Raw genomic sequence first — 12,940 nt, 5'->3', positions numbered from 1 at the left:
TGCCCGATGGACCGCGACGGGAGTGTGCCCTGCACCCCGTCGGTCGCACGATAGCGTGTTATCGCTAACAGGGGCAATCAATCGACAGCTCGCTATGACTGCGTGCCCAGATGTCAGTTCGATCCGACCGTCGATGCCAGCCAGCGCAGCTGCCGCCGGACGTGGACGGACTCCCCGCCCTCGTGACCGTTAAACGGGTAGACGTGCATCTCCCGCTCCGGTGGTACGGGCCGACCGGTGGCGGCGCCGTACTGGTTGTAGGCGGCGAAGCCGGTGCTCGGCGGGCAGACGGTGTCGCGCAGGCCGACGCCGAAGTGCGCCGGAGCCGTGGCCCTGCGGGCAAAGCTCACGCCGTCTACGTAGGACAGTGTGTGTCGCACGGCCTCCTCGGCCTCCCGATGCACCGACAGGTAGCGGGCGATCTCCCCGTACGGCGAGGCGTCGCTGAGCGCGACGGCCCGCTGGACGTCGCAGAGGAACGGGGCGGTGGTCAGCACCGCCGCGAGGTCGCCGACGAGACCGGCCACCGCCAGGGCCAGGCCGCCGCCCTGACTGTTGCCGACCACTGCGATCCGGCCGCCGTCGACGCCGGGCAGGGCACGAACCGCGTCGACGGCCCGGACCGCGTCGGTGATCAGGCGACGGTAGTGGTAGTCGTGCGGGTCGAGGATTCCCCAGGTGGCCGGCCAGGGGCCACCGGGTGCGCCGTGCGGGTCGGTGGTGTCGCCCGCGCCGTACTGCCCTGCCTGCCCACGGTTGTCCATGAGCAGGTGGGCGTACCCGGCGACCGGCCAGGTCAGCCGCTCGTGCGGCAGACCCCGGCCACGCCCGTAGCCGGCGTACTCGACGACCGTGGGCAGCGGGTCCGCGACGCCCGCCGGACGCGTGTACCAGGCGCGCACCAGGTCGCCTCCGAAGCCGGCGAACGTGACGTCCCACGAGTCGAGCAGGCGCAGGTCGGTGGGCTCAGGGCGGACGTCCACGAGCACCGGGCGGGCGGCGGCCCCGGCGAGGGTGTCGCGCCAGAACCTGTCGAAGTCGTCGGGTTCGACGACGGTGGGCGCGTAGCGCCGCAGCTCGTCGAGGGCGGGGGCGGTGTCGGGCATGGCTCCTCGCGGGTCCGGGGTCAGCGCGGGTGGGCCGGCGGTGCGGTGCTCTCCCGCACGACCAACTCGGTCACCAGGTCGATCCGGCTGGTCGCCGGCTCGTTGCCGTGGGCCATGTCGAGCAGCATGTGCGTGGCGATGCCGGCCATGTCGCCCAACGGCTGGTTGATCGTGGTCAGCGCGGGGTCGGTCCAGGCCGAGACCGGCAGGTTGTCGTACCCGATGACGGAGAGGTCCTCGGGGACTCGCAGGCCGCACTTGCGGGCGGCCCGGAGCACCCCCATGGCCTGGATGTCCGAGCCGGCGAAGATCGCCGTGGGTCGGTCCGGCCGGCTCAGCAGCCGCAGGCCGTGGGCGTGCCCGGCGTGCGCGGAGAAGCTGCCGTAGGAGACCAACTCGCGGTCGACGGCGACCCCGGCCTCCTCGTGGGCGGAGTGGAAACCGGCGGCACGGGCCCGGCTGCACAGCATGTCAGGTGGCCCGGAGATGACGGCGATCCGCCGATGGCCCAGCTCCAGCAGGTGTCGGGCGGCCAGCAGGCCGCCGTTGAAGTTGTTGGAGCCGACGGTGGGCACCGAGGCGGAGGTCGCGCTGTCGGTGTCGACGACGACGAACGGGATGCCCTGCCGCCGCAACTGCTGCTGCTGGCTGTCGGTCAGGTGGCAGAGCACGAGCAGCACGCCAAGTGGACGATCGGTGAGCAGCGTCTCCAGCCACCGCGACGGCGGTCGGTGCGCACCGCCGAGTTGGGACACGGCGAGGCCGATCCCGGCGGCGGCCGTCACCGCCTCGGCCCCGCGCAGGATCTCCAGCGCCCAGCCGGTGTCGAACTCGTGGAACACCAGGTCGATCCGGCGCTGGCCGGTCGACGGCCGACGGTTGCGGCGCTGGTACTGGTGGCGGTCGAGACTCGCCTCGACCCGGGCCCTGGTGGCGGGGGCGACGTCCTCGCGCCCGTTGAGGACCTTGGACACCGTCGCGACCGACACGCCCACGTCGTTGGCGATCGTCGCGATGGTGGAGGCCTGTGGGCCGAGCGGGCGGTGCTCTGTCATCGCAGCCTCTACAGCATCCGAAAATTTCGGAAGACCATAACACGATCGGTTCAGCGGGCGGACCCACGAGATTCGGGTTGCTCGATCCCTTGCGCTGGCGTGCCTCTCGGCCCACGGATCGTGCAGGTCGGTTCAACCGGCCGGATAGCGGGGCGTCCGTCGTCACATCGAAGCTCTTGACACGCCCATGCGGTGCACTTAGGTTGCCGAAAAGGTTACGCGGGGTTTCGGAAAGTTTCGGATCGCGGTCACCCGTCACGAACCGATCCCACGAGGGTGCGGGATGTGGCCGGAGCTAAGGGGTCTCGGCAATGAGAAGTAACGTGCCCGTCGACGGCGCACCGGCGTCCCACGAGGCCGCACCGTGGCGTGACGCGCGGCTGTCGCCGGTCGAACGGGCCGAGGCGCTGTTGCCGCTGATGTCGCTTGAGGAGAAGCTCGCCCAACTCGTCGGGGTCTGGGTGGGTGCCGAGGCATCCGGTGAGGGCGTCGCCCCGCACCAGGCCGACATGCTCGACGAGTTGCCGCCGTGGAGCACAGTCATCCAGCACGGGTTGGGCCAGCTCACCCGGCCGTTCGGCACCGCGCCCGTCGACCCGGTGCTCGGCGCCCGGTCGCTGGCCGCGTCCCAGGCGCAGATCGTGGCCGCCAGCCGGTTCGGCATCCCGGCGCAGGTGCACGAGGAGTGCCTCACCGGCTTCGCGGCCTGGCGGGCCACCGTCTACCCGACTCCGCTGAGCTGGGGCGCCTCGTTCGACCCGGAGCTGGTCGAGCAGATGGCCACGCGGATCGGCCAGTCGATGCGCGCCGCAGGCGTACACCAGGGGCTCGCCCCGGTCCTGGACGTCACCCGCGACTACCGCTGGGGACGCACCGAGGAGACGATCGGCGAGGACCCGTACCTGGTGGGGACGACCGGAGCGGCGTACGTGCGGGGCCTGGAGGGCGCCGGCATCGTGGCCACCCTGAAGCACTTCGCCGGATACTCCGCCTCCCGGGGCGGGCGCAACCTCGCTCCGGTGTCGATGGGCCGCCGGGAGCTGGCCGACGTGATCCTGCCACCGTTCGAGATGGCCCTGCGGCACGGCGGGGCCCGCTCGGTGATGAACTCCTATGCCGAGATCGACGGTGTGCCCGCCGCGGCCGACGAGGAGTTGCTGACCGGGCTCCTGCGCGACGAGTGGGGCTTCACAGGCGTCGTGGTCGCCGACTACTTCGCCATCCGGTTTCTCCAGACCCTGCACGGGGTGGCCGAGCGCTCCGCCGACGCCGCGGGCCTCGCGCTGCACGCCGGGATCGACGTCGAGCTGCCCACAGTGGACGCCTACGGCGATTCGCTGCTGGCGGCGGTGCGCGCCGGTGAGGTCGACGAGGCGCTTGTCGACAGGGCGGTGCGGCGGGTGCTCATCCAGAAGATCGAGATCGGCCTGCTCGACGATGGCTGGCAGGAGCTGCCCGACGACGTGGCGAGCCTGCGCCTCGACGACGAGGCCAGCCAGGACGTCGCCGTACGCCTGGCCCGGGGGTCCGTCGTGCTGCTGCGCAACACGGGCGTGCTGCCGCTGCCGGCCGGTCGCCGTGTCGCGCTCGTGGGCCCGGTCGCCGACGACCCGATGGCGATGCTCGGCTGCTACACCTTCCCGAACCATGTCGGCGTCAACCACGCGGGGGTCGCGCTCGGCGTGGACATCCCCTCGCTCCGCGACGAGTTGACCCGGCACGTCCCGCAGCTCAGCTACGAGCCCGGCTGCGCCATCACCGGCGAGGACACCTCGGGCATTGCCGCAGCGGTCGCCGCCGCAGCGGCCGCCGACGTGTGCGTGCTCGCCGTCGGCGACCGGGCGGGCATGTTCGGCCGGGGCACCTCCGGTGAGGGCTGCGACGCCGCCGACCTGACGCTGCCCGGTGTGCAGGCCGACCTGGTCCGCGCCGTGCTGGCCACCGGCACACCTGTGGTGCTGGTGCTCATGACCGGCAGGCCGTACGCGCTGGGCTCGGAGTTCGACGCGGCGGCGGCAGTGGTGCAGGCGTTCTTCCTCGGACAACGGGGCGGGCAGGCGCTCGCCGAGGTACTCACCGGAGCGGCGAACCCGTCCGGGCGGCTGCCGGTAAGCGTGCCCCGTCACGCGGGCGGCCTGCCGGGCACGTACCTGGCGCCGCCGCTCGGGCACCGCAACCAGGTCTCCTCGATCGACCCGACGGCCGCGTACCCGTTCGGCCACGGGCTGAGCTACACGACCTTCGACTGGACCGACGCCGTCGTCGTCGGGCCTGACGACGAGGTGTACGACGACGCGGCCGAGCCGGTCACCTGGCCTGTCGACGGCGAGGCGCGGGTACGCGTCACCGTCCGCAACTCCGGCTCCCGGCCCGGCACCGAGGTGGTGCAGCTCTACCTGCACGACCCGGTCGCGCAGACCACGAGGCCGGTGTCACGGCTCGTCGGTTACGCGCGGGTGCCGTTGGAGGTCGGCGCGGTGGCCCACGTGACGTTCGGCGTACCGGCTGATGTCGCGTCGTTCACGGGGCGGGCCGGCCGGCGCATCGTCGAGCCCGGTGGGGTCGAGCTGCGGTTCGGCCGGTCGAGCGGCGACACGGTGGCCGCGCTCTCGTTACGGCTGACAGGCGCCGAACGCCAGGTGGGCCACGACCGGGAACTGCTCACGTCGGCGCGGATCGAGCACCTCCTGGCCGTCCCGCACTCCGCATAGGAGGCCGCTCATGACATCCGAGACGCTGCGGCCGCCGCCGGCACCGCCCCCCGCTCCGGCGGCGGCTGTCGCACCCACCCCGCGCGCGCGGCGACACCGTCGGACCTGGCGGCAGGCGCTGCGCAGGGACTGGCAGCTCTACTCGCTCGCCGTCCTGCCGCTGCTGTTCTTCCTTGTCTTCCGGTATCTGCCGATGATCGGAAACGTCATCGCGTTCCGCCGGTTCAAGCCGGGCGGCAGCATCTTCGGCGAGTACTGGGTCGGGCTGCGGTACTTCCGGATGTTCTTCACCGACCCGACGTTCTGGGAGGTCTTCACCAACACGCTCGTGCTCGGGACGCTGACCCTGCTGTTCTGCTTCCCCCTGCCGATCGTGCTGGCGCTGCTGCTCAACGAGGTACGTGCCCGGCGGTTCAAACGGTTCGTCCAGTCGGTGTCCTACCTGCCGCACTTCCTGTCGATCGTGATCGTGGCGGCGATGGTCATGCAGCTGACCTCGATCGACGGCACCGCCAACCAACTCGTCCGGCTGGTCGGTGGCGACGCGGTGGCGTTCCTGCAACAGCCCGAGTGGTTCCGCACCATCTACGTCTCCTCGGAGGTCTGGCAGACCGTCGGCTGGGGCACCATCCTCTACCTCGCGGCGCTCACCACTATCGACGAGGACCTCTACGAGGCGGCCCGGATCGACGGCGCCAACCGGCTGCGGCAGACCTGGCACGTGACACTGCCCGGGATCCGGCCGACGATGGTGACGCTGCTGATCCTCAACATCGGCAGCTTCATGGCGGTCGGGTTCGAGAAGATCCTGCTGCTCTACAACCCGCTGACCTACCCGACCGCGGACGTGATCTCCACGTACCTGTTCCGGATGGGCTTCCAGTCCAGCAACTTCAGCTACGCCGCCGCGATCGGCCTCTTCGAGGCGGTGATCGGGCTGGTGCTGGTCCTGTCGGCGAACCTCATCTCCCGTCGCACGGTGGGGACGAGCCTGTGGTGATCCTCGGTACGAAGGCGGACGCCCCGACGACACGCGGGCCGGTGGACAGCCGTGGCTACCGGATCTTCCGGACCGTCAACGCGGTGGTCCTGACCGGCGTGGTGATCGTGACGCTGTATCCGTTCCTCACCATCGTGGCCCGTTCGCTCAGCGACGAGGCGTACATCATCGCGGGGAAGGTGACCCTGGTCCCGCGCGGGTTCGACGTGACCGCATACAAGCTGGTCATGTCGGATGCGATGTTCTGGACGAACTACCGCAACACCGTCGTGTACACGGTGGTCGCCACGATCATCTCGATCGTCCTGACCACCTGCTACGCGTACGTGCTGTCGAAGCCGCAGCTCAAGGGGCGTGGCCTCCTCGTCGGCATCGCGCTGTTCACCATGTTCTTCTCCGGCGGCCTGATCCCCAACTACGTGCTTGTCACAAGCCTCGGCATGAAGAACACCATCTGGGCCGTGGTGATCCCCAACGCCATAAGCGTGTTCAACCTGCTGGTCATGAAGGCGTTCTTCGAGAGCCTGCCGACCGAGTTGGAGGAGGCCGCGGCGGTCGACGGGCTCAACACGTACGGCATCCTGCTGCGCATCGTGCTGCCGCTGTCGAAGGCGATCATCGCGACGATGGTGCTCTTCTACGCGGTCGCCTTCTGGAACTCGTGGTTCAGCGCGTTCCTCTACTTCGACCGGCAGGACCTGCTCCCGGTCACCGTCTATTTGCGCAACCTCATCGCGGGCGCCACCAGCGCCGAGTCGGCCGCCGCCGACGCCGACAAGGTCCAGGCGGCGGCGACCTTCCAAGCCGTGACGATCGTGCTCACCACCCTGCCCATCCTGGCGGTCTACCCCTTCGTCCAACGGTACTTCGTCCGCGGCGTGATGCTCGGCGCGGTAAAGGGCTGAGCCGCCGAACCCCCCACCACACCACCGAAAGGACCAGCCATGCTCCACCAGACGTGGCGCCGCGTGGCGTTAGCCACCGCGGGTCTGCTCGCGCTCAGCTTGACCACCGCATGCTCCGAGGACCCCGGCGAGTCGACGGACCTCTCGGAGAACCGTGCCGGCGCGATGGCGAACTACGGTGTCGGCGACCAGTTCAAGGCCACCGAGGCGCTCTCCTTCTCGACCCTCTACAACAACCACACGTTTTATCCGCTCAAGGAAGACTGGCTGTTCTGGTCGGAGTTGACCAAGCGGACGAACGTCACGATCGATCCGGTCGCCGTACCGCTGAGCGACTACGAGCAGAAGCGCAGCCTGCTCATCGGCGCCGGGGACGCTCCGCTGATCATTCCCAAGACGTACCACCCGCAGGAGGACCCGTTCGTGTCCTCCGGGGCGATCCTTCCGGTGAGCGACTACCTGGATCTGATGCCCAACCTCAAGGACAAGATCGCCAAGTGGAACCTGCAGCCGGAGATCGACAACCTGCGGCAGTCCGACGGCAAGTTCTACCTGCTGCCGGGCCTGCACGAGAAGCCCACGCAGGACTACACGGTGCTGGTGCGCACCGACATCATGGAGGAGTTGAACCTCCCGGTCCCGAAGACCTGGGACGACCTGTACACGGTGCTCAAGGCGATGAAGGCGAAGTACCCGAACGTCTACCCGTACTCCGACCTGTTCAGTAAGCCCACACCGACCGGCGCCCTGCTGAACATCCTCAGCGCGTCCTTCGGCACGCGGGCCGGTTGGGACTACCAACACGCCACCTGGGATCCGGCGGCGAAGAAGTTCACCTACACCGGGGGGTCCGAGCAGTACAAGCAGATGCTCACGTACCTGCACAAGCTCGTCGCCGAGGGTCTGCTCGACCCGGAGAGCTTCACCCAGACCGACGACCAGGCCCGCCAGAAGCTCGCCAACGGCAAGTCCTTCGTGGTCACCGGCAACGCGCAGACGCTTGTCAACAACCACCGGCCCGACCTGGCCAAGACCCTGCCGAACGCGAAGATGGCCAAGATTCCACTGCCGGTCGGCCCGGCCGGCGAGATCAACCCCTTCTCCCGCCTGGAGAACGGCATCATGATCTCCACGAAGGCCCGGGAGAGCAAGAACTTCGTGGCAATGATGCAGTTCATCGACTGGCTGTGGTATTCGGACGCCGGCCTGGAGTTCGCCCGCTGGGGCGTCGAGGGCACCACGTTCACCAAGGACGCGTCCGGGAAGCGCACGCTCAACCCCGGCGTCGACTTCCTCGGCCTCAACCCGAAGGCGCCCAAGCACCTGCAGAAGGACTTCGGCTTCCAGAACGGCGTCTTCGCCTACGGCGGCAGCCCCGACCTGGTCCGCGGGTTCTTCTCCCCGGAGGAGCTGGAGTTCCAGAAGGTGATGGACGCGCGCACCCCGAGGGAGGTGGCCCCGCCCGCTCCGCTGACCGACGAGGAGCGCGAGCAGGTGTCGCTCTGGGAGACGCCGCTGAAGGACTTCGTCTCGCAGAACACGCTGAAGTTCGCCCTGGGTCAGCGGCCGCTGAGCGAGTGGGACGCGTACGTGGCCGAGCTGAAGGCCAAGAACGCCGACCAGTACATCGACACGGTCAACAAGGCGTACGAGCGGTTCCAGAAGAGCAACGGCTGATCAGCGGGGAGTCCGGTCGGGTGCCTGATCGCGGCCCGGCCGGACTTCCCGGCGACCACCGGCCAGCGCGGTGCGCGTGCCCAGCCCGCCGCCGGCCGGGACGACCAGAGGACAGCAATGCGCATCACCGTTCCCGACCAGCCCACCGGCCGGCTCACCGACGCCTGGCGGCGCTGTGTCGGCACCGGCCGTTTCGAGTTGGCCCTGCGCCGTGACTACCAGGACTCGCTGGCGCTCATCCAGTCCGACATCGGGTTCCGCCACATCCGCGGGCACGGGCTGCTCAGCGACGGCGTCGGCGTGCACCGCCCGTACGAGCACGACGGCCAGCGCCGGGTGCACCACTCGTTCACGTACGTCGACCAGGTCGTCGACGCATACCTCGATCTGGGCATCCGCCCGTTCGTGGAGCTGGGGTTCATGCCGTCCGGCCTCGCCTCGGGCGATCAGACGGTGTTCTGGTGGCGGGGCAACGTCACGCCACCCCGGTCCCACACCGAATGGGCGGACCTGGTCCGCGCCACTGTCGCGCACCTGGTCGACAGGTACGGCCTCGACGAGGTGCGCGGCTGGCCGATCGAGGTGTGGAACGAGCCGAACCTGGTGCCCTTCTGGCAGGGCGCGGACCGCGACGCCTACCACCGCCTGTACGAGGTGAGCGCACAAGCCGTCAAGGACGTCGACGCGTCGTTGCAGGTCGGCGGCCCGGCGATCTCCCCTGGGGCGGACGACTGGCTGGTGCCGTTCGCCGAGTTCGTCACCGACCGGCAGGTGCCTGTCGACTTCGTCAGCCGGCACGCGTACACCTCGGGGCCGGCCCAGCACGTGCCGTTCGGCACCCACCAGACCCTCGCCCCGGCGGCGGACCTGCTCACCCAGTTCGCCGCGCCGCGTCGACACCTGGCCGGCACCCCGCTTGCGGAGTTGCCTGTGCACATCACCGAGTTCAACTCGTCCTACCGCACGGACAACCCGATCCACGACACCGCGTTCCACGCCGCCTACCTCGCACCCGTGCTGGCCGCCGGCGGCGACCTGGTCGACTCCTTCTCCTACTGGACCTTCAGCGACATGTTCGAGGAGGAGGGGGTGCCGACAGCGCTGTTCCACGGCGGGTTCGGCCTGCTCACCCACCGCCAGATCAAGAAACCCACCTACCACCTGTACGCCTTCATGGCCCGTCTCGGCGACGAGGTCCTGGCCCGTGGGGACGACCACCTGGTCACCCGCCACGCCGACGGTCGGATCGCCGTGCTGGCGTGGGCGCCGGTGGACGTCACCGGGCTGTCACCGGTGCCAGACCGGCACCCGCTGGCCCTGTCGATCCCGCTCGGCCTGCCCGGCACGACGTCGGCGTTCCTGCTCCGCTCGTCGGTGAGCGAGGAGGCGGGCAACGCGTGGGCGGCCTGGGCCGAGATGGGCCGACCCCGCTCACCTCGCGTCCGACAGCTCGACGCGCTGCGCGAGGCCGCCGAACCGGCCCGGACCCACCGCGGCCTGCCGGTCACCGCCGGCCGGGTCGAGGTGGACCTCACCCTCAGCCGGCACGAGGTCACCCTCGTCGAGGTGAGCGCCGTGGTGGACGAGACACCGCAGTGGTGGAACGCCGACCGCCTGCTCGGACTTCCGGTCGGGAGCGACCGGGCGGGGCAACCGTGAGCGCCGCCCACGCCTGGCGACAGCTCGGCGACGGGCCACTGTCGCGGATCGCCTCCCACGTCTACGTCCTGCTCGTCGTCGAGCTGCTGCTCCTGCTCACCACACTGCCCGGCCTGCTCCCGTTGCTGCTGCTGGGCCGCGACCCCAGCAACCTGCCGCTGGCCGCGGCCCTCCTGCTGCCGGTCGGCCCCGCGCTCTCGGCCGCCCTGTACGCCCTGCGGCACCAGCGCCCCGACCTGACCGACCTGCGGCCGGCCGCCCTGTTCTGGCGCGGGTACCGGGCCAATCTGCGCGGCGTGCTGCGCGTCTGGGTGCCGACGCTGCTGTGGCTGACCGTGCTCGCCGTGAACCTCGCCTACCGCGACACGGTAGGCCTCGCGACCTGGTGGGCGGTTCCGCTGATCCTGATCGGGGTGGCGGTGACGCTCTGCGCGGCGAACGCCCTGGTGATCACCTCGCTGTTCGACTTCCGCACCCGCGACGTACTCCGGTTGGCCGTGCACTTCCTGGTGCGTACCCCCGGTGTCACAGTCGGCAACGCCCTGCTGCTGGCCGCGGCGGCCGGGATCACCGCGGTCCTCTCCGAGGTGGTCCTGGCGATGCTCGGTTCGATAGCGGTCCTGGCGCTGCTGCGGGTCGGCGATCCGATGGTCCGACTGATCCGCGAGGAGTTCACCCCGTGAGCGCACCGGAGTCCGTGAGGTTGGAGGAGCCAATGTTCGTGGCGGACCCGCCGGACGTCGAGGGGCCGCGCGTGCACGCCGCCTGGCTGCCGCCGGAGGCGTTCCGGTCGCTCGGCGCACGCCGCGTTCTGGTGCACGGCGACGGACCGCTCGTCGGCACAGTCCTCGACGAGGTGGCGCGCGCCTGCGCACGCTACGGCGGGCGGGTGTGGCACTCCCCGTCCTGGGACGTGGACGTCGACCTGGTGCTGACGCTGCGCGGCGCGGGCGAGCTACCCAGCTCGACTGCGCGGGCGGCGCGGGCGGCGGGCGAGGCGGCGCTCACCGAGGACGGCCGGACACTCGGCGACGAGGGATTCCTGCTGGCGCGGGCCGGCGACGTGACTGTCGTGCTCGCCGACGCGCCCGCCGGCCTGCTGTACGGGCTGTTCCACGTGGTCCGGCTCTGCGCGGCGGCGTTCGATCCGGCTCGCCCGCCGGAGCTGCACCGGCCCGCGCTGCGCCGCCGGATGCTGAACCACTGGGACAACGTGGCGGTGCACCCGGTGATGGGCCAGGTCGAACGGGGGTACTCGGGCGGCTCGATCTTCTGGCGTGACGGCCTTCCGCGCGGCGACCTGTCCCGCATCCGGGCGTACGGGCGGCTGTTGGCGGCCAGTGGCATCAACGCGATCTCGGTGAACAACGTGAACGTGGCGCGGACGGAGGCGCGGCTGCTCACCGACCGGATCGGTGACGTCGCCGAGATCGCGGACGTCCTGCGCCCGTACGGCATCCGGGTGCACCTGTCGGTCACCTTCGCCGCGCCGATGGTCCTCGGCGGCCTGACCACCGCCGACCCGGCCGACGTGGCAGTGCGGGCGTGGTGGGCCGCCACGACCCGGGCGGTGTACGAGCGCATCGGAGATTTCGGCGGCTATGTGGTGAAGGCGGACTCCGAGGGGCAGCCCGGCCCGTTCACCTACGGCCGGGACCACGCCGACGGTGCGAACCTGCTCGCCGAGGCCCTCGCCCCGCACGGGGGAGTGGTGCACTGGCGGGCGTTCGTCTACAACCACCACCAGGACTGGCGGGACCGGTCCACCGACCGGGCGCGGGCCGCGTACGACCACTTCACCCCGCTCGACGGGCGGTTCCGCACCAACGTGGTCGTGCAGGTGAAGTACGGCCCTGTGGACTTCCAGGTGCGCGAGCCGGTCTCTCCGGTGCTCGCCGCGATGCCCGCCACCCGGCTCGCCGTGGAGGTGCAGGTCACGCAGGAGTACACAGGTCAGCAGCGGCACATCTGCCACCTCGGCCCGTGGTGGAGCGAGGTGCTGCGGTTCGCCCCCTGGGGTCCCGGCGGGCGGACGATCGCCGACGTGGTGACCGGCGAGGTGGCCGACGGCGGCGGCCTGGTCGCCGTGGCCAACACCGGCGACGACCCGTTCTGGACCGGGCACCCGTTGGCGCAGGCCAACCTGTACACGTTCGGTCGGCTCGCCTGGGATCCCCGGCTGGACCCCCGGGCCGTCCTCGACGAGTGGATGACGCTGACGTTCCCACCGTCGGCGACCGCCGACCCGGAGCTGGTGCGGCGGACCCTGCACGAGATCATGGACGACTCCTGGCGCACCTACGAGCGGTACACCGCCCCGCTGGGCGTCGGCTTCATGGTCCACCCGGGTGACCACTACGGCCCCGACGTCGACGGGTACGAGTATTCGCGGTGGGGCACCTACCACTTCGCCGACCGTGACGGCGTCGGCGTGGACCGCAGCCGCGCGTCGGGCACCGGCTTCGCCGGCCAGTACCCGCCGTACTGGGCCGACGTGTACGAGTCGCCCGAGGGGTGCCCGGACGAGCTGCTGCTCTTCTTCCACCACGTCCCGTACACCCACGTCCTGCACAGCGGGTCCACTGTCATCCAGCACATCTACGACACCCACTTCGCGGGGGTCGAGGAGGTGGAGGCGATGCGACGGCGCTGGCAGACACTGAACGGGATGATCGACCCGGCCGTGTACGAGCGGGTGGCGGAGCGACTCGACGAGCAGGTGCGGTCCGCCACCGAGTGGCGCGATCAGATCAACGCGTACTTCCTGCGCAAGTCCGGGGTGCCGGACGCGCGGGGTCGGCGCATCTACTGAACCGACCGACCCGGG

The 12,940-nt window shown here is 70.4% G+C and carries 9 protein-coding genes; 7 read left to right on the top strand and 2 right to left on the bottom strand.

Annotated elements, in window-relative coordinates:
* Positions 1 to 113: 113 nt before the first annotated feature.
* Both ACFY2Q_RS19355 and ACFY2Q_RS19350 read right to left on the bottom strand, forming a co-directional pair.
* Positions 114 to 1,106, bottom strand: a complete 993-nt coding sequence (locus tag ACFY2Q_RS19355; RefSeq protein WP_387131923.1) for an acetylxylan esterase — start codon at positions 1,104 to 1,106, stop codon at positions 114 to 116.
* 20 nt (positions 1,107 to 1,126) lie between these two features.
* The gene (locus ACFY2Q_RS19350; protein WP_387131921.1) at positions 1,127 to 2,161 is read right to left on the bottom strand and encodes a LacI family DNA-binding transcriptional regulator; all 1,035 of its coding nucleotides are present in this window, start codon (positions 2,159 to 2,161) and stop codon (positions 1,127 to 1,129) included.
* A gap of 311 nt (positions 2,162 to 2,472) precedes the next feature.
* On the opposite strand from ACFY2Q_RS19350, the gene ACFY2Q_RS19345 reads away from it, so the two are divergent.
* From ACFY2Q_RS19345 to ACFY2Q_RS19315, 7 genes are all read left to right on the top strand, one after another.
* Positions 2,473 to 4,872, top strand: a complete 2,400-nt coding sequence (locus ACFY2Q_RS19345; protein WP_387131919.1) for a beta-glucosidase — start codon at positions 2,473 to 2,475, stop codon at positions 4,870 to 4,872.
* Between the two features lie 10 nt (positions 4,873 to 4,882).
* Positions 4,883 to 5,872 carry an ABC transporter permease gene (locus tag ACFY2Q_RS19340; RefSeq protein ID WP_387131916.1) on the top strand — a complete coding sequence of 330 codons (990 nt, stop codon included), beginning with the start codon at positions 4,883 to 4,885 and terminating at the stop codon, positions 5,870 to 5,872.
* On the top strand, positions 5,869 to 6,777 hold the full coding sequence (locus tag ACFY2Q_RS19335; protein WP_387131913.1) for a carbohydrate ABC transporter permease: 909 nt from the start codon (positions 5,869 to 5,871) through the stop codon (positions 6,775 to 6,777). The genes ACFY2Q_RS19340 and ACFY2Q_RS19335 overlap by 4 nt, the downstream gene beginning before the upstream one ends.
* A 39-nt stretch (positions 6,778 to 6,816) precedes the next feature.
* On the top strand, positions 6,817 to 8,454 hold the full coding sequence (locus tag ACFY2Q_RS19330) for an extracellular solute-binding protein (RefSeq protein WP_387131910.1): 1,638 nt from the start codon (positions 6,817 to 6,819) through the stop codon (positions 8,452 to 8,454).
* Positions 8,455 to 8,571: 117 nt separating this feature from the next.
* Positions 8,572 to 10,113: a xylan 1,4-beta-xylosidase gene (locus ACFY2Q_RS19325; protein ID WP_387131908.1), complete on the top strand. Its 1,542-nt coding sequence runs from the start codon at positions 8,572 to 8,574 to the stop codon at positions 10,111 to 10,113.
* The gene (locus ACFY2Q_RS19320) at positions 10,110 to 10,796 is read left to right on the top strand and encodes a DUF624 domain-containing protein (RefSeq protein ID WP_387131905.1); all 687 of its coding nucleotides are present in this window, start codon (positions 10,110 to 10,112) and stop codon (positions 10,794 to 10,796) included. Before ACFY2Q_RS19325 ends, ACFY2Q_RS19320 begins: the two co-directional genes overlap by 4 nt.
* A gap of 32 nt (positions 10,797 to 10,828) precedes the next feature.
* Positions 10,829 to 12,925, top strand: a complete 2,097-nt coding sequence (locus ACFY2Q_RS19315) for an alpha-glucuronidase (RefSeq protein ID WP_387131903.1) — start codon at positions 10,829 to 10,831, stop codon at positions 12,923 to 12,925.
* Positions 12,926 to 12,940 lie beyond the last annotated feature (15 nt).

The organism is Micromonospora sp. NPDC000316, assembly GCF_042898885.1.
Taxonomy (GTDB): Bacteria; Actinomycetota; Actinomycetes; order Mycobacteriales; family Micromonosporaceae; genus Micromonospora.
The sequence above is the reverse complement of the archived record's forward strand: the minus strand, read 5'-3'. Positions and strand labels throughout refer to the sequence as shown.

What these genes read in the sequence shown, in the direction of transcription:
- ACFY2Q_RS19355 (WP_387131923.1), bottom strand. Translation starts at nt 1,106, where the DNA reads ATGCCCGACACCGCCCCCGCCCTCGACGAGCTGCGGCGCTACGCGCCC.
- ACFY2Q_RS19350 (WP_387131921.1), bottom strand. Translation starts at nt 2,161, where the DNA reads ATGACAGAGCACCGCCCGCTCGGCCCACAGGCCTCCACCATCGCGACG.
- ACFY2Q_RS19345 (WP_387131919.1), top strand. Translation starts at nt 2,473, where the DNA reads ATGAGAAGTAACGTGCCCGTCGACGGCGCACCGGCGTCCCACGAGGCC.
- ACFY2Q_RS19340 (WP_387131916.1), top strand. Translation starts at nt 4,883, where the DNA reads ATGACATCCGAGACGCTGCGGCCGCCGCCGGCACCGCCCCCCGCTCCG.
- ACFY2Q_RS19330 (WP_387131910.1), top strand. Translation starts at nt 6,817, where the DNA reads ATGCTCCACCAGACGTGGCGCCGCGTGGCGTTAGCCACCGCGGGTCTG.
- ACFY2Q_RS19325 (WP_387131908.1), top strand. Translation starts at nt 8,572, where the DNA reads ATGCGCATCACCGTTCCCGACCAGCCCACCGGCCGGCTCACCGACGCC.
- ACFY2Q_RS19315 (WP_387131903.1), top strand. Translation starts at nt 10,829, where the DNA reads ATGTTCGTGGCGGACCCGCCGGACGTCGAGGGGCCGCGCGTGCACGCC.